The sequence below is a fragment of the Citrobacter sp. wls716 genome, from assembly GCF_005280975.1.
Taxonomy (GTDB): domain Bacteria; phylum Pseudomonadota; class Gammaproteobacteria; order Enterobacterales; family Enterobacteriaceae; genus Citrobacter; species Citrobacter youngae.
In genome coordinates, this window is the sequence record NZ_SZWX01000017.1 from 49,008 (window position 1) to 65,664 (window position 16,657).

Below are 16,657 nucleotides of genomic sequence, written 5' to 3' on the forward strand. Positions count from 1 at the left end.
TAGAAGGAGTTAACCATGCTTACCGTTATTGCAGAAATCCGTACACGTCCAGGTCAACATCACCGCCAGGCGGTACTGGATCAGTTTGCTAAAATCGTTCCGACCGTACTGAAAGAAGAAGGCTGCCACGGCTATGCGCCAATGGTCGATCATGCAGCAGGTGTGAGTTTTCAGACCACAGCGCCAGACTCAATCGTGATGGTTGAACAGTGGGAAAGCATTGCGCACCTTGAAGCGCATTTGCAGACCCCGCATATGAAAGCCTACAGCGAAGCCGTGAAAGGCGACGTGCTGGACATGAATATCCGTATTCTGGAGTCGGGTATTTAAGGTTGTCGATTTGCCGGATGAGGCTTTGCTATCCGGCATATAATCGCTTCGTCAGATGAGAGCCGGATAAGGCATTTTACGCCCCTCTCCGGCTTTTCTACATGCAATTAGCCTTCGAGATCCGCCAGGTCACCTTTCTCTTGCAACCAGTTACGACGATCCTCTGAACGTTTCTTGGCCAGCAGCATATCCATCACCGCATTCGTACGCTGATCGTCCTCATCATCAATGATGAGCTGCACCAGGCGACGCGTATTGGGGTCCAGCGTCGTTTCACGTAACTGCATCGGGTTCATTTCACCCAGACCTTTAAAGCGCTGGACGTTCGGCTTGCCTTTCTTGCGCTTTAACTGCTCCAGCACGCCCGCTTTTTCTTCTTCTGTTAGTGCGTAATACACCTCTTTGCCGAGATCGATACGATACAACGGCGGCAGCGCCACATAGACGTGACCGTGTTTCACCAGCGTACGGAAGTGTTTCACAAACAGCGCGCACAGCAGCGTAGCGATGTGCAGACCATCGGAGTCCGCATCCGCCAGAATACAGATCTTGCCATAGCGCAGTTGGCTCAGATCATCACTGTCCGGATCGATGCCGATCGCTACCGAAATATCATGCACTTCCTGCGAGGCCAGCACTTCATCAGAAGAGACCTCCCAGGTATTGAGGATCTTACCTTTGAGCGGCATGATCGCCTGGAATTCACGATCGCGCGCCTGCTTGGCCGATCCGCCCGCCGAGTCACCTTCGACGAGGAACAGTTCGGTGCGATTGAGATCCTGTGCGGTACAGTCCGCCAGTTTCCCCGGTAGCGCCGGACCGCTGGTCAGCTTTTTGCGTACCACTTTTTTCGCCGCACGCAAACGACGCTGTGCGCTGGAAATCGCCATTTCCGCCAGCAGCTCGGCTGACTGCACGTTCTGGTTCAGCCACAGGCTAAAGGCATCTTTCACTACGCCAGAAACGAATGCCGCACACTGACGTGAAGAAAGACGCTCTTTGGTCTGTCCGGCAAACTGTGGATCCTGCATTTTTACCGACAGCACATAGGCGCAACGATCCCAGATATCTTCTGCTGACAGCTTCACGCCGCGCGGCAGAATATTACGGTACTCGCAGAATTCACGCATCGCGTCCAGCAGTCCCTGACGCAGGCCGTTAACATGCGTACCACCCTGCATGGTTGGGATCAGGTTGACATAACTTTCAGTCAGTAATTCACCGCCTTCCGGCAGCCAGAGCAGCGCCCAGTCTACGGTTTCTGTTTCACCGCTGAAATTACCGATAAACGGTTTTTCCGGCAGCGTTGGCAGACCGTTTACGGCTTCGCTCAGGTAGTCATTCAGGCCGTCCTGGTAGCACCAGCGCTGCTCGCTGTTGTTAACTTCATCTTTAAAGGTGATCTCTACGCCCGGACACAGCACCGCTTTGGCTTTCAGTACGTGCGTTAAGCGAGAAACAGAGAAACGCGGGCTGTCAAAGAAGGTTTCATCCGGCCAGAAGTGTACGCTGGTACCGGTATTGCGTTTACCACAAGTACCGACCACCTGCAGATCCTGCACTTTGTCACCGTTTTCAAACGCGATGTTGTACACCTGCCCGTCGCGGCGTACGTTCACTTCCACACGTTTGGACAGGGCGTTAACAACAGAGATACCCACACCGTGCAGCCCCCCGGAGAACTGGTAGTTCTTGTTGGAGAACTTGCCGCCCGCGTGCAGACGACAGAGGATCAGCTCAACCGCCGGAACACCCTCTTCAGGGTGAATGTCTACTGGCATACCGCGTCCGTCGTCAATGACTTCCAGCGATTGATCGGCATGTAAAATCACATCCACGCGTTTCGCGTGGCCAGCCAGTGCTTCATCCACACTGTTATCAATCACTTCCTGTCCAAGATGGTTCGGACGGGTCGTATCGGTGTACATCCCAGGGCGACGGCGTACCGGCTCAAGCCCAGTGAGTACCTCAATGGCATCAGCGTTATAAGTTTGCGTCATGGTTTAAATAAGCAATTCGAATTGATCGTCAGAAACTGTGCAGTCCAAGGAAATCGACAATCGGGTTGAAATAATCTTCGAAGCCCGTGAATGCGTGGTTTCCGCCCTCAATAACTGTCTGACGGCAGGAGGCGTAATACGCCACCGCCTGGCGGTAGTCCAACACTTCATCGCCCGTTTGTTGAAGCAGCCAAATCAAATCCGGCGCTTCCAGCGGGTCAATCTGCATGACTTTAAGATCGTAAATATGGCGTGACTCTAGCACATATTGCTGCCCCGTGTAGGGGTTCTCGTTCTGACCGAGATAGTCGACCAGCAGTTCGTAAGGCCGCACGGCAGGGTTCACGACCACCGCTGGCAGCATAAAACATTGCGACAGCCAGGTGGCGTAATAGCCTCCTAATGACGAGCCGACAATCCCCAGCGACTCGCCGCCATGCTCAAGGATAATTGACTCCAGCATCTCTGCCGCCTGGGCTGGATACGGAGGTAACTGCGGTACAATCATCTCAACGTGCGGATGGTGCTCCGCCAGCCAGTTTTTTAGCAGACATGCCTTCGCCGAGCGAGGAGAACTGTTAAATCCATGAAGATAGAGAAGCGTAGACATCAGTAGCCTTCTGAAGCGGTATCAGGGTGGAACCGATTACCCTGTAGACGACACACCTGGGTCTGTAACGTACCGTCGGCAAAGAGTTCCAGCGTCCGCCAGCCGGGGCTGATGGTATCTAACGTGAAGTTGGAACAATGCGGCTTAAACTGCACGCAGGTCGATGGCGTCGCCAGCAGGCGGCGGCCGTTCCAGTCGAGATCCAGCTCCTGATGAATATGCCCGCACAGCAGATACTTCACGCGCGGATAGTTCACCAGCACGTTGTCGAGCTCCGCCGCATTGCGCAGACTGTGTTGATCGAGCCAACTGCAGCCCGCAGGCAGAGGATGGTGATGTAGAAGCAGCAAAGTATTACGTTCAGGCGCATCGGCAAGTTTACGCTCCAGCCATTCAAGCTGAAATTCGCTTAACTCACCGTGAGGGACGCCGAACACCTGGCTGTCGAGCAACAATATTTGCCACTGTTCACCGATGAAGATGCGTTTGGCGGGGGAAATACCCGCATCCTGAAGCGCGCTGTACATCGCTGGCTGAAAGTCGTGATTACCTGGTAACCAAACGCAGGGCGCACGAAAACTTGCGATGCCCTCAGCAAAATGCTGATAGGCCGCAGCGGATTGATCCTGCGCCAAATCCCCAGTCGCAACGATCAGATCGTACTCTGGCGACTCTGCATGTATGGCATCCAGTACGCACTGGTAGCTATCCCAGGTGTTCACACCCAGTAAGGTTTCATGCTTTTCGGCAAACAGGTGAGTGTCTGTAATTTGTAAGATCCTGACTCTGGCCTCACCAGCCAAAGGAAGGGTTAACAGGCTTTCCAAATGGTGTCCTTAGGTTTCACGACGCTAATAAACCGGAATCGCCATCGCTCCATGTGCTAAACAGTACCGTAACCAGTCGGCCAAAAACTGATTAATTTGATGCTTTTCGTCGCGTTGATGCAACTTTTTATTTGGATAATCATACCGCGCTTTGAAGCGAAAGATCTGCTGACTTGAACACACTTCAGCCACCCTCGCATCATGATACAGGCGCACGGTCAGCGACGGCAGGCTCCAGTAGGTAACCGCTGGTGCCGTCTGTTCGATCGCGACAAGCGTAGTGTATCGGGTCGATTCCACAATCGTTAATCGATATTGTGCGTTTGCAACCTGATAGCTCACTGTTTCACCGGCTGCATCATTGCGTGGCAACAGGCGGCGCAACTGCGAAAAATTGGTTTCGCACAGGCGCATCATTTCAGGGAAGTCAGGTGTGTAACGCTTCATTTTTTCCACTCAGTTTTTAACGCTTGATAGTGCAGCTGTAACCATTGCAAGGCGATGACAGAAGCCGCGTTGTCGATTATCCCCTCTTCTACCCATTGATAAGCCTGTTCCCGACTCACCACATGAACACGAATATCTTCGTTTTCATCCGCCAGACCGTGAATTCCGCTCGCGGTCGAAGCGTCCACTTCACCTACCAAAATAGACAGGCGCTCACTGGTGCCGCCAGGGCTTGCCAGATAACTCAGCACGGGTTTCGTACGTTTAACGTCCAGTCCGGCTTCTTCCATTGCTTCACGGCGAGCCACATCTTCAACGGTTTCGCCTTCTTCAATCATTCCGGCTACCATTTCCAGTAGATACGGCGTTTCGCTGGTGTCATAGGCCGCGATGCGGATTTGTTCGACCAACACAACTTCATCCCGCTCAGGGTCAAAGGGTAGCAAGACTGCCGCGTGTCCGCGCTCAAAAATTTCACGCTTCACTTCACCGCTCATATCACCGTTAAACAGGCGATGACGGAAGCGATAAAGATCCAGTGAAAAAAAACCGCGGTATAGTGTTTCTCGTGCAATAATTTCTACATCATTTTTAGTGAATGTCATTGGCAAGTTGTCTGGTTTACGCATTGTGCTGTCCTGGTACCAATAGTGATTAAAATGTGAATTTCAAGGTCGTTTGACTGCTGTTTGAGCGCCCTTGTGTTAAATTGATGCAAATTAACGCCGTATGGCACGTAACGCCAACTTTTTGAAGTGGCGGATTCTGCTAGAATCAGCAATTATTTTTACAATTTGATCAGCGCTAAATACTGCTTCACAACAAGGAATGCAAATGAAGAAATTGCTCCCCATCCTTATCGGCCTGAGCCTGTCGGGGTTCAGTACTCTGAGCCAGGCAGAAAACCTGATGCAGGTTTATCAGCAAGCACGCCTGAGCAACCCGGAATTGCGTAAATCCGCCGCCGATCGCGATGCTGCATTCGAAAAAATTAACGAAGCGCGTAGTCCTTTACTGCCGCAACTGGGCTTAGGTGCCGATTACACCTACAGCAATGGCTTTCGTGATGCCAATGGCGTCAACTCCAACGCGACCAGTGCTTCGTTAAGCCTGACTCAGACTCTGTTCGATATGTCAAAATGGCGTGCCCTGACGCTGCAAGAAAAATCAGCGGGCATCCAGGACGTAACGTATCAGACCGATCAGCAAACGCTGATCCTGAATACTGCCACGGCTTATTTTAACGTATTGAACGCGATTGACGTGCTCTCTTATACCCAGGCACAAAAAGACGCCGTTTATCGTCAGTTGGATCAGACGACCCAGCGTTTTAACGTTGGCCTGGTCGCCATCACTGACGTACAGAACGCCCGTTCACAGTACGATACCGTGTTGGCAAATGAAGTTACCGCGCGTAACAACCTGGACAACGCCGTTGAACAGCTGCGTCAGGTCACCGGCAATTACTACCCGGAACTGGCTTCGCTGAATGTTGATGGCTTTAAAACCAACAAACCGCAGGCGGTAAATTCGCTGCTGAAAGAAGCAGAAAACCGCAATCTGACGTTATTGCAGGCACGTTTAAGCCAGGATCTGGCGCGTGAGCAAATTCGTCTGGCACAGGACGGTCATCTGCCGACGCTGGGTTTAACCGCCTCTACTGGTGTTTCTGATACCTCTTACAGTGGTTCTAAAACTAACACCTCTCAGTATGACGACAGCAACCAGGGCCAGAATAAAATTGGTCTGAACTTCTCGCTGCCGCTGTACCAGGGCGGGATGGTTAACTCGCAGGTGAAACAAGCGCAGTACAACTTTGTTGGCGCCAGTGAGCAACTGGAAAGCGCGCACCGCAGCGTAGTACAGACCGTTCGTTCATCATTCAACAACATTAATGCGTCTATCAGTAGCATTAATGCGTACAAACAAGCGGTTGTCTCTGCCCAAAGCTCCCTGGATGCGATGGAAGCCGGCTATTCTGTAGGTACACGTACCATTGTGGACGTGTTGGATGCTACTACCACGCTGTACAACGCTAAGCAGCAGTTGGCAAATGCGCGTTATACCTATCTGATCAACCAGTTAAACATCAAGTCTGCGCTCGGTACGCTTAACGAGCAGGATCTGGTGGCGTTGAACAATACGCTGGGTAAACCTATTTCCACCGCGCCTGACGCCGTTGCGCCGGAAAACACCCAGCAAGACGCCGCAGCAGATGGTTATACTGCCAACAGTGCGGCACCAGCGGTCAAACCGGCAACAGCACGTACAACCAGCAGCAGTAACGGCAACAACCCGTTCCGTAATTGATGCTGTAGACGGGGCTTCGGCCCCGTCTGAACGTAAGGCAACGTAAAGATCTACCCCTTCCTGCGCATTCTCGCCTCTTCCCGCTTCAATTTCGACCAGTCATCCTCTATCCTGAGCATTATTTACTGTGTTTACCACTGGGTCCTGGAAGACAAAAATGAAACGGACAAAATCGATACATCATGCCTCGTTCCGCAAAAGCTGGAGCGCGCGCCACCTGACTCCTGTCGCCCTGGCAGTTACCGCAGTGTTTATGCTCGCGGGCTGTGAAAAGAGTGACGAAACGGTTTCGCTTTATCAGAACGCGGACGACTGCTCTGCGGCGAATCCGGGTAAAAGCGCCGAATGCACCACCGCGTTTAACAACGCGCTGAAAGAAGCTGAACGCACCGCGCCAAAATACGCCACGCGTGAAGACTGTATTGCTGAATTCGGCGAAGGCCAGTGCCAGCAGGCACCTGCGCAGGCGGGCATGGCACCGACCGGTGAAGGCCAGGCTCAGGCGCAGAATCAAAGCAGCGGCAGCTTCTGGATGCCGCTGATGGCAGGCTACATGATGGGCCGACTGATGGGCGGCGGAATGGGCGCTCAGCAACCGCTGTTCAGCTCGAAAAACCCGGCCAGCCCTGCATACGGCAAATATACTGACGCCAGCGGCAAAAACTACGGCGCAGCAACGCCGGGCCGCACCATGACCGTACCAAAAACCGCCATGGCGCCGAAACCTGCTACCACCTCTACCGTAACCCGCGGCGGATTTGGTGAGTCAGTCGCCAAACAGAGCACCATGCAGCGTAGCGCAAGCGGCACCACCACACGTTCAATGGGTGGCTGATCGTCATGGAAAGAGTCAGTATTGTTGAGCGCCCGGACTGGCGCGATAAGGCCACCGAATACGGTTTCAACTTTCACACCATGTACGGCGAGCCGTACTGGTGTGAAGACGCGTACTATAAGCTGACGCTTGCTCAGGTCGAAAAGCTGGAAGAGGTCACCGCAGAGCTGCATCAGATGTGCCTCAAAGTGGTGGAAAAGGTCATTAACAGCGATGAGCTGATGACCAAGTTTCGTATTCCGAAGCATACCTGGGGCTTTGTCCGCCAGTCCTGGCTGACACAGCAACCGTCGCTCTATTCCCGCCTCGATCTGGCGTGGGACGGTAGCGGTGAACCTAAGCTTTTAGAAAACAACGCCGATACGCCAACCTCATTGTACGAAGCCGCCTTTTTCCAGTGGATCTGGCTGGAAGATCAGCTTAATGCGGGCAACCTGCCGGAAGGCAGCGATCAGTTCAACAGCCTGCAGGAAAAACTGATCGAACGTTTCACTGCGCTGCGCGAGCAGTACGGTTTTCAGTTGCTGCACCTGACCTGCTGTCGCGATACGGTCGAAGATCGTGGAACGATCCAGTATTTGCAGGATTGCGCGACTGAGGCTGAAATTGCCACTGAATTTCTCTATGTCGAGGATATCGGGCTCGGTGAAAAAGGTCAGTTCACGGACCTGCAGGACCAGGTGATCGCCAATCTGTTCAAGCTCTATCCGTGGGAGTTTATGCTGCGTGAAATGTTCTCCACCAAGCTGGAAGACGCTGGCGTCCGCTGGCTGGAACCGGCCTGGAAAAGCATTATCTCCAACAAAGCGTTGTTACCGCTGCTGTGGGAAATGTTCCCGAACCATCCGAATCTTCTGCCGGCGTACTTCGCCGAAGACGACTATCCGCAGATGGATAAGTTTGTCGTGAAACCGATCTTCTCGCGTGAAGGCGCTAACGTTTCCATCATTGAGAACGGTAAAACGATCGAAGCCGTGGAAGGGCCATACGGTGAAGAAGGCATGATCGTGCAGCAGTTCCATCAGCTACCGAAGTTTGGCGACAGCTATATGCTGATCGGCAGCTGGCTGATTAACGATCAACCTGCCGGGATCGGCATTCGCGAAGACAGAGCGTTGATCACCCAGGATCTCTCGCGCTTCTATCCGCATATTTTTGTCGAGTAATTCGTTGTGCCCGGTATCGCTAATGCTTACCGGGCCTACGTTTTTATCCCACCTGTACTGACAACATACTCAGGCTACCCATCTCAATCCCATCAACAGGAATCGTCACCGGCTCTTTGCCATCCCACGCGCCGAGGACATACAGCAGCGGCAGATAGTGATCCGCCGTTGGGTTCGACAGCGATCCGCCTTCATGATCCATATAGTTAACCAGCGGGTGCTGTTCAACCGGTCCCTGCCATGTCAGGTTGGCTTTAACATAATCGTTAAATGAGGTCGCCCACGGGTATGGTGTATTCTCACCATGCCAGCGTGCTGTACGCAGGTTATGCACTACGTTGCCACTGGCCACCAGCATAATGCCTTCATCGCGCAACGCTGCCAGCTTACGGCCCATTTCAAAATGCCACGCCGCAGGTTTGGTGCTATCGACACTCAACTGCACCATCGGGATATCTGCGTTCGGGTACATCTTGATTAGCACACCCCATGAACCGTGGTCAAAACCCCACGCTTCTTTGTCTAAGGCGACGGGCACAGGAGCAAGCAAGTCAACCAGATGCTGTGCCAGTTCTGGCGAGCCCGGGGCCGGATAATGCGTGTCATACAGTGCCTGCGGGAAACCACCAAAATCGTGGATAGTTTTAGGTGCTTCCATCGCGGTTACGCCAGTACCGCGTGTAAACCAGTGTGCCGATACCACAACAATCGCTTTCGGGCGCGGCAACGTTTCCCCCAGTTGCTGCCAGGCACGGGTATAAACGTTATCTTCCAGAACATTCATTGGGCTGCCGTGTCCCAAAAACAATGCTGGCATACGAGTTGAAGACATGATGATATCCTTACTGAGGGAGTCATTTTGATATCACCACAATACGCTTTTTCGGTTGATGAAGAACTCAGATAACCATGATGAAGATCATCAGTTATTTTGACGATCCGCCCCGAACAGCAGATTGATAAGGAGTTTTATTTGTCGATGTCAGTACCTTTACTTCTGACCTTACTGGCAGGCGCCGCCACATTTATCGGTGCATTTCTCGGCGTGCTGGGACAAAAACCCTCTAACCGCGTTCTCGCGTTTTCTCTGGGTTTTGCCGCAGGTATCATGTTGCTGATCTCCCTGATGGAAATGTTGCCAGCCGCACTGGCAGCAGAGGGAATGTCGCCGGTGCTGGGTTACGGGATGTTTATCGTTGGTTTGCTGGGCTACTTTGGCCTGGATCGTTTGCTGCCGCACGCTCACCCTCAGGATTTAGTCCAAAAAACCACACAACCGTTACCCGGTTCCATTAAGCGTACTGCGATTTTATTAACTCTGGGTATCAGCCTGCACAACTTCCCGGAAGGGATTGCAACTTTTGTTACCGCCAGCAGCAACCTCGAACTGGGCTTTGGTATCGCGCTTGCCGTCGCATTACACAATATTCCTGAAGGATTAGCCGTTGCAGGTCCGGTCTATGCAGCCACGGGCTCCAAACGTACCGCTATATTCTGGGCCGGGATCTCGGGAATGGCGGAAATATTAGGTGGGGTACTGGCATGGTTAATTCTGGGCAGTTTGATTTCGCCCGTGGTGATGGCGGCAATTATGGCCGCGGTCGCCGGAATTATGGTGGCGCTGTCAGTCGATGAATTGATGCCACTGGCAAAAGAGATCGACCCAAATAATAATCCCAGCTATGGGGTCCTGTTCGGAATGTCGGTGATGGGGTTAAGCCTCGTCATCCTCCAGTCCATGGGAATCGGATAATCCAGAGGGCGGATGCCACCCTGCTCATTTACAGCATCCGCTCATCCATAGCAGAACGTGAAGGACTATTCCTGTTCCTTAATCACGCTGTTATCTTCACCAGAACGACGGAAGAGTTTGTTTCGCGCCTCGAGCAATGCGTCTCTGTCTTGCCGGAATGCCCGGCAATAACGCTTCATATGGCAATAATAACCCAATGCAACGAATGCAATTAATACGATCCAATACCAGGCAATAAACATTCTTTTACCCTTAACATTTAACATCATTAAACATTTAACGTTAAAATTTTACACAAGCTTATTCTGACATACTCCTATAGTGGCATATTCCAGAAACAAATATATGATTTCGATCATATAAACCAGCGGCTAAGCCAATAGTCAAACTCGCTATAGAAAATAAAACAATGTCGACAAGATCACACTACACAATAATAAATATTGTTCTCAGAATATCTCACTCATACTATCGGAAATAATAAAAAATAATTTCTGCAAATAATACATTTTATCAATATTAATATATTCACCATAATAGTTGAATCAGTAACACCATTTTATATTTTATCGACACCATGAAAACATAATATATTCAGCATAATTATATTTATAGATAATATAAGGAGATATATCCATGTTTATACAATATCGAAAAACGCTTCTCGCAGGCACTCTGGCACTGACGTTTGGATTAACAGTCGGAAACTCTTTTGCCGCGGGTTTTCAACCCGCCCAACCCGCAGGGAAACTGGGCGCAATAGTCGTTGATCCTTATGGAAACGCCCCGCTTACCGCGTTAGTGGAATTAGACAGTCACGTTATCTCAGATGTTAAAGTCACCGTTCATGGCAAAGGCGAGAAAGGAGTTCCTGTTACTTATACTGTTGGCAAAGAATCGTTAGCAACCTATGACGGCGTGCCTATTTTTGGTCTTTATCAAAAGTTTGCTAATAAGGTCACCGTTGAATATAAAGAAAATGGCAAAGCCATGAAGGATGATTATGTGGTGCAAACGTCCGCCATCGTTAATCACTACATGGATAACCGTTCAATTTCCGATTTACAGCAAACGAAAGTGATTAAGGTAGCGCCTGGTTTTGAAGACCGTCTCTATCTGGTGAATACCCATACCTTCACGGCACAAGGGGCGGAATTCCACTGGCATGGTGAAAAAGATAAAAATGCCGGCATCCTGGATGCGGGTCCTGCGGGCGGGGCATTACCCTTTGACATTGCCCCCTTCACCTTTATCGTCGATACGGAAGGTGAATATCGTTGGTGGCTGGATCAAGATACCTTCTACGATGGCCATGACATGGATATCAATAAGCGCGGTTACTTGATGGGTATCCGGGAAACGCCACGCGGCACCTTCACAGCCGTTCAGGGTCAGCATTGGTACGAATTCGATATGATGGGGCAGATTCTGGCCGATCATAAGCTACCGCGCGGATTCCTTGACGCATCGCATGAATCGATCGAAACAATCAACGACACCGTGCTGCTTCGTGTGGGCAAACGCGATTATCGCAAAGAAGATGGCATCCATGTGCAAACCATCCGTGATCAGATAATTGAAGTAGACAAGTCCGGCCGTGTGGTTGACGTGTGGGATCTGACAAAAATACTCGATCCGATGCGTGATGCGCTTCTGGGTGCACTGGACGCAGGCGCGGTATGCGTCAACGTTGACCTCGCTCATGCCGGTCAACAGGCGAAACTGGAGCCAGATACACCTTACGGTGACGCCCTCGGGGTGGGTGCAGGTCGTAACTGGGCGCACGTTAACTCCATTGCCTATGATGCCAAAGATGACTCCATTATTATCTCTTCCCGCCATCAGGGCGTCGTTAAAATCGGTCGCGATAAACAGGTGAAATGGATCCTCGCTCCGTCGAAAGGCTGGAATAAGGCGCTGGCAAGCAAGCTGTTAAAACCGGTTGATGGTAAAGGCAACGCGCTAAAATGTGACGAAAACGGCAAGTGCGAAAACACCGATTTCGATTTTACTTATACACAGCACACCGCATGGCTCTCGAGCAAAGGGACATTAACCATCTTTGACAACGGCGATGGTCGTGGGCTCGAACAACCAGCATTGCCGACGATGAAATATTCCCGTTTCGTCGAATATAAAATCGACGAGAAAAAAGGTACCGTTCAGCAAATCTGGGAATACGGCAAAGAACGCGGTTACGACTTCTATAGTCCCATCACCTCGGTTATCGAATATCAGAAAGACCGTGACACCATGTTTGGCTTTGGTGGTTCAATTAATTTATTTGACGTTGGGCAACCAACCATTGGCAAAATCAATGAAATTGACTACAAGACCAAAGAAGTCAAAGTTGAGATTGATGTCCTTTCAGATAAGCCAAACCAAACTCACTACCGTGCATTACTGGTCCGCCCACAACACATATTTAAATAATCGCGTTAGATTAAGGATTAATTATGTCATCTAAATGGATTACTTCATTATTTAAAAGCGTGATATTAACTGCAGCGCTTGCCACGTCGTTTGCCGCCTCCGCTTTTACAGAAGGCACTGATTATATGGTTTTAGAGCAACCGATTCCGAATGCTGATAAAACGTTAATCAAAGTATTTAGCTACGCCTGTCCGTTCTGTTACAAATATGATAAAGCCGTGACTGGCCCGGTTTCTGAAAAAGTGGCCGATCTCGTCACCTTCACACCATTTCATCTGGAAACCAAAGGGGAATATGGTAAACAGGCCAGTGAAGTTTTTGCAGTAATGATTGCTAAAGATCAGGCCGCAGGGATTTCATTATTTGATGCCAAATCGCAGTTCAAAAAAGCGAAATTCGCTTATTACGCTGCTTACCACGACAAGAAAGAGCGCTGGTCAGATGGTAAAGATCCGGCCGCATTCATTAAAACAGGTCTGGATGCTGCAGACATGAGCCAGACAGATTTTGACGCCGCGCTGCAAGATCCCACCGTTCAGCAAACGCTGGAGAAATGGAAAGCGGCATACGACGTCGCCAAAATTCAGGGGGTTCCGGCTTACGTCGTTAATGGTAAATACCTGATCTACACCAAAAGTATCAAATCCATTGACTCCATGGCTGAGCTTGTCAGAGAGCTGGCGACAAAATAAACAGGGACCAGGCTATGGCTTTCATAAAAGGATTTTGGCGGGACTTACGTACCACGCCGGTTGATACGCTGGTGAGATGGCAGGAACGGCGCTTTCTGTGGCTACTGATGGCGTGCGCGATGGGCGGGTTAATAATACTGGCGCACTCATTCTTTCAAATCTATCTCTATATGGCTCCCTGCGAGCAGTGTGTCTACATTCGCTTCGCCATGTTTGTGATGGTTTTCGGTGGATTGATCGCGGCAATAAATCCCAAAAATGTTGCTCTGAAGCTTATTGGCTGCATCGCGGCATTTTATGGCAGCATCATGGGCATTAAGTTCTCCATCAAACTTAACGGCATTCATTATGCTGTACATAACCCGGATCCGGACTCGCTGTTTGGCGTCCAGGGATGTTCCACCGATCCGATATTCCCTTTCAATTTGCCGCTGGCAAACTGGGCTCCGGAGTGGTTTAAGCCCACAGGAGATTGCGGCTATGACGCCCCCGTGGTTCCCGATGGCGTAGCGCTCAGCAGTACGCAAAAGTGGTTTATCGATCTATACCAACAGTCTGAAGGCTGGTATCTGCTCCCGCCGTGGCATTTTATGAACATGGCACAGGCCTGTTTGCTGGCCTTTGGTTTATGTTTACTACTGCTGGTGATAATGAGTGGAGCCTGGGCTTTAAAACTGACCAGAACCAAATAATTGGAGCAAGAAACAAAAAAACCGAAGCCAGGAAGACGGCTTCGGTTTTTTATGCTTACCACAACTAACGTGGTAATAGTCTATTAGCTGGCTTTGCGCTCGTGCGCCTGACGATAAGCCACTAAATCTTCGATAGTGACTACAGCCATATTGTGCTTGCCGGCAAACTCAATGCACTGTGGCGCACGCGCCATAGTACCATCATCATTAGTCAATTCGCACAGCACACCAGCTGGTTTAAAACCAGCCAGCGTCACCAGATCGATGGTGGCTTCGGTGTGGCCACCGCGAGTTAACACACCACCAGCCTGAGCACGCAGCGGGAAAACGTGACCCGGGCGGTTCAGATCGGAAGGTTTAGCGCCATCTTTAATCGCCGCGCGAACTGTAGTGACACGGTCTGCTGCGGAAACACCGGTAGTCACACCTTCTGCAGCTTCAATGGTCACGGTAAAACCCGTACCATAAGCGCTGGTGTTATTTTCCACCATCATCGGCAGATCGAGCTGTTTGCGTCGGTCTTCAGTGATGCACAGGCAAACAATACCGCTACCGTGACGGATGGTCAGCGCCATCTGTTCAACGGTCATGGTTTCTGCCGGGAAAATCATATCACCTTCGTTTTCACGGTCTTCATCGTCAAGCACCATCACACCGCGTCCTTCACGCAGTGCAGCAAGCGCATGTTCAACACGTTCGAAAGGCGTACCAAAAGAGGAAAGTAGCGTCTGATTCATGGTAAAAAAACCTCACTAAATTTATGGTTACCAGAATCAGGGCAGTCTTAGGAGTGCCGTCAAAGCGGCAAAAAAATAACGTGAGCGGGTCCATGCCCGACTGGATCGTTACTCTCTCCCATCCGGACTCTAACCGTCGGCCCCGGAATTACACCGGATCTGCTGACCTTTTCGCATTCACGAAAAGCGCTCGCGGGCTTTCAACATCAGTTGATTTACCGCCGGTGGGGAATTTCGCCCCGCCCTGAGAATAAGCGAGTTAACTATAACGCTATTGATTACCTTCATCAACGCCTTTGCTCGTCTTAGCTTCACACAATTCTGGTTTATGCCTGTGCCAGTTCGCACTACAATATGCAGCAACACGTACCAGTTCAGGGAAACCACAATGATTGACCCGAAAAAAATTGAGCAGATTGCTCGTCAGGTTCATGAGTCGATGCCGAAAGGGATCCGCGAGTTTGGCGAAGACGTCGAGAAGAAAATTCGTCAAACGCTTCAGTCACAGCTGACCCGTCTGGATCTGGTAAGCCGTGAAGAGTTTGATGTACAGACTCAGGTTTTGCTGCGTACTCGTGAGAAGCTGGCGCTGCTTGAGCAACGCCTGACTGAGCTGGAATCGCGTGAAACAACGGCAGAAGTTAAGCCTGCCCCGGCGATCCCATCAGTCGATCCGCAAGAGTAAAAACGACAACGGGCCGCAAGGCCCGTTTCTCTGTTAGTGTTCCAGTTCCAGCTTCCTGGCCTCCGTCGCCTGCTGGCAGTAAAGTGCATAGCGTTTGCAAAACCAGCTACGGTGTTCTTCATCCATATTCCCAGTTATCGCCTGGATATCAACGGGATGGCCCTCAGCCTGCATCCTGGCAAAACTTCGGGCCAGGAAATCGAAATTGTTCATTGAATACATACTGCTGTTCATGAGCATACCCTCCAGTTATTGAATATCTGCTAAGGCCATATGCTTTTTCTGATTTCAGTATTTCCCTGGATGCGAAGATATTCTGCACATATTGTGCGCAAAAAAACCTTCAGCCTCACAGTTTCCTACGAAATCTAAGAGGGGGATGAGCCTCTTTTCAGATTCAAGACCAGGAGGACGCATGTTATTGTAACGTCATGTAAAAGTAAGAGGTGAAACCATTACTTTTGACACTATCAGGGAACGCGGTCGCAGGAGGAAGAAAGTTGGTTTTATTCACGGATTATAACGGACCCTACCTGTTTGCTATTTCATTTGTCCTGCTGATTGGCTTACTGGAAGTCATCTCTCTTGTTTTCGGGCACTTCCTTTCGGGCGCACTGGATGCGCATCTCGATCACTACGATGCCCTGACTTCAGGCAATATTGGACAAGCGCTGCACTATTTGAATATCGGACGTATTCCCGCACTGATCGTGCTGTGCTTACTCGCTGGCTTCTTTGGACTCTTCGGCATCCTTCTTCAACATGGTTCGGTCACACTGTGGCAAGCTCCGCTCAGCAACCTGCTGCTCGCGCCGCTGAGTTTTATTCTTGCCGTCTTCGCCGTGCATTACAGCGGAAAAATCATTGCTCCCTGGCTACCACGGGATGAAACCACCGCTCTCGCAGAAGATGAGTTTATCGGCAGCATGGCGATTATTACCGGACATTCCGCAAGTGCCGGAACCCCATGCGAAGGGAAATTTACCGATAAGTTCGGGCAGACCCACTATGTGCTACTAGAGCCTGAAGCAGGCAAAGAATTCAAAAAAGGAGACAAGGTGCTGATTATCTGCCGACTCTCCGCAACGCGTTACCTGGCCGAGCTAAACCCCTGGCCAAATGTTTTGTAATTTTTACTTT

At 50.6% G+C, this 16,657-nt stretch carries 19 protein-coding genes and 1 riboswitch; of the genes, 10 read left to right on the forward strand and 9 right to left on the reverse strand.

Translation table 11 applies throughout. The annotated features are described in order from the left end of the window. Positions 1–15: 15 nt before the first annotated feature. Positions 16–330, forward strand: coding sequence for a putative quinol monooxygenase (locus tag FDX24_RS01560; RefSeq protein WP_003024557.1), 315 nt, complete (start codon positions 16–18; stop codon positions 328–330). A 107-nt stretch (positions 331–437) separates the two neighbouring features. Here the strand turns inward: FDX24_RS01560 and parE are convergent, their stop codons facing one another. Genes parE through nudF form a run of 5 tightly spaced genes read right to left on the reverse strand, consistent with a single transcriptional unit; the run spans position 438 to position 4,843 of the window. Beyond that, positions 438–2,330, reverse strand: a complete 1,893-nt coding sequence (gene parE, locus FDX24_RS01565) for a DNA topoisomerase IV subunit B (protein WP_040233967.1) — start codon at positions 2,328–2,330, stop codon at positions 438–440. Between the two features lie 28 nt (positions 2,331–2,358). Further along, positions 2,359–2,940 carry an esterase YqiA gene (gene yqiA / locus FDX24_RS01570; RefSeq protein ID WP_003024575.1) on the reverse strand — a complete coding sequence of 194 codons (582 nt, stop codon included), beginning with the start codon at positions 2,938–2,940 and terminating at the stop codon, positions 2,359–2,361. Beyond that, positions 2,940–3,767, reverse strand: coding sequence for a 3',5'-cyclic-AMP phosphodiesterase (cpdA, locus tag FDX24_RS01575; protein ID WP_048213238.1), 828 nt, complete (start codon positions 3,765–3,767; stop codon positions 2,940–2,942). Before cpdA ends, yqiA begins: the two co-directional genes overlap by 1 nt. Positions 3,768–3,791: 24 nt before the next feature. Continuing rightward, positions 3,792–4,214 (reverse strand): DUF1249 family protein, encoded by a 423-nt coding sequence (locus FDX24_RS01580; protein ID WP_005123087.1) that lies wholly within the window; start codon positions 4,212–4,214, stop codon positions 3,792–3,794. Further along, positions 4,211–4,843, reverse strand: coding sequence for an ADP-ribose diphosphatase (nudF, locus tag FDX24_RS01585; protein WP_137363723.1), 633 nt, complete (start codon positions 4,841–4,843; stop codon positions 4,211–4,213). Before nudF ends, FDX24_RS01580 begins: the two co-directional genes overlap by 4 nt. 199 nt (positions 4,844–5,042) lie before the next feature. On the opposite strand from nudF, the gene tolC reads away from it, so the two are divergent. The 3 genes from tolC (at position 5,043) to FDX24_RS01600 (ending at position 8,525) form a co-directional block, all read left to right on the forward strand. Beyond that, complete coding sequence (gene tolC / locus FDX24_RS01590; RefSeq protein ID WP_086523458.1) at positions 5,043–6,524, forward strand: outer membrane channel protein TolC; 1,482 nt, start codon at positions 5,043–5,045, stop codon at positions 6,522–6,524. A 157-nt stretch (positions 6,525–6,681) separates the two neighbouring features. After that, entirely contained in the window at positions 6,682–7,359 is a 678-nt protein-coding gene (locus FDX24_RS01595; RefSeq protein ID WP_003024591.1) for a DUF1190 family protein, read from the forward strand. A 5-nt stretch (positions 7,360–7,364) separates the two neighbouring features. Further along, a complete protein-coding gene (locus FDX24_RS01600) occupies positions 7,365–8,525 on the forward strand; it encodes a glutathionylspermidine synthase family protein (protein WP_137363724.1) in 1,161 nt (386 codons plus the stop codon). Between the two features lie 43 nt (positions 8,526–8,568). Here the strand turns inward: FDX24_RS01600 and ygiD are convergent, their stop codons facing one another. Continuing rightward, on the reverse strand, positions 8,569–9,357 hold the full coding sequence (gene ygiD / locus FDX24_RS01605) for a 4,5-DOPA dioxygenase extradiol (RefSeq protein WP_105242194.1): 789 nt from the start codon (positions 9,355–9,357) through the stop codon (positions 8,569–8,571). Between the two features lie 147 nt (positions 9,358–9,504). Between ygiD and zupT the strand changes: the two genes are divergently transcribed. Next, on the forward strand, positions 9,505–10,278 hold the full coding sequence (zupT, locus tag FDX24_RS01610; protein WP_137363725.1) for a zinc transporter ZupT: 774 nt from the start codon (positions 9,505–9,507) through the stop codon (positions 10,276–10,278). A 65-nt stretch (positions 10,279–10,343) separates the two neighbouring features. Here the strand turns inward: zupT and FDX24_RS23380 are convergent, their stop codons facing one another. Beyond that, entirely contained in the window at positions 10,344–10,520 is a 177-nt protein-coding gene (locus tag FDX24_RS23380) for a hypothetical protein (protein ID WP_071887388.1), read from the reverse strand. Between the two features lie 394 nt (positions 10,521–10,914). Here FDX24_RS23380 and FDX24_RS01615 point away from each other — a divergent pair, with 394 nt between their 5' ends. Genes FDX24_RS01615 through dsbI form a run of 3 tightly spaced genes read left to right on the forward strand, consistent with a single transcriptional unit; the run spans position 10,915 to position 14,095 of the window. Then, complete coding sequence (locus tag FDX24_RS01615) at positions 10,915–12,711, forward strand: aryl-sulfate sulfotransferase (protein WP_116360744.1); 1,797 nt, start codon at positions 10,915–10,917, stop codon at positions 12,709–12,711. Between the two features lie 23 nt (positions 12,712–12,734). Beyond that, the gene (locus FDX24_RS01620) at positions 12,735–13,403 is read left to right on the forward strand and encodes a thiol:disulfide interchange protein DsbA/DsbL (RefSeq protein ID WP_137363726.1); all 669 of its coding nucleotides are present in this window, start codon (positions 12,735–12,737) and stop codon (positions 13,401–13,403) included. Between the two features lie 14 nt (positions 13,404–13,417). After that, entirely contained in the window at positions 13,418–14,095 is a 678-nt protein-coding gene (gene dsbI, locus FDX24_RS01625) for a protein-disulfide oxidoreductase DsbI (protein ID WP_048213245.1), read from the forward strand. 83 nt (positions 14,096–14,178) lie between these two features. On the opposite strand, the gene ribB is transcribed toward dsbI, so the two are convergent. Further along, a complete protein-coding gene (gene ribB / locus FDX24_RS01630; protein ID WP_048213246.1) occupies positions 14,179–14,832 on the reverse strand; it encodes a 3,4-dihydroxy-2-butanone-4-phosphate synthase in 654 nt (217 codons plus the stop codon). Positions 14,833–14,938: 106 nt separating this feature from the next. Beyond that, positions 14,939–15,088: riboswitch (FMN riboswitch) on the reverse strand. Positions 15,089–15,220: 132 nt separating this feature from the next. Here ribB and ubiK point away from each other — a divergent pair. Further along, positions 15,221–15,517, forward strand: a complete 297-nt coding sequence (gene ubiK, locus FDX24_RS01635; protein ID WP_048213247.1) for a ubiquinone biosynthesis accessory factor UbiK — start codon at positions 15,221–15,223, stop codon at positions 15,515–15,517. Positions 15,518–15,550: 33 nt separating this feature from the next. Here ubiK and glgS read toward each other — a convergent pair whose 3' ends face one another. Beyond that, the gene (glgS, locus tag FDX24_RS01640) at positions 15,551–15,757 is read right to left on the reverse strand and encodes a cell surface composition regulator GlgS (protein ID WP_086523459.1); all 207 of its coding nucleotides are present in this window, start codon (positions 15,755–15,757) and stop codon (positions 15,551–15,553) included. Between the two features lie 260 nt (positions 15,758–16,017). Here glgS and FDX24_RS01645 point away from each other — a divergent pair, with 260 nt between their 5' ends. After that, a complete protein-coding gene (locus FDX24_RS01645) occupies positions 16,018–16,647 on the forward strand; it encodes an OB-fold-containig protein (RefSeq protein ID WP_115601456.1) in 630 nt (209 codons plus the stop codon). Positions 16,648–16,657 lie beyond the last annotated feature (10 nt).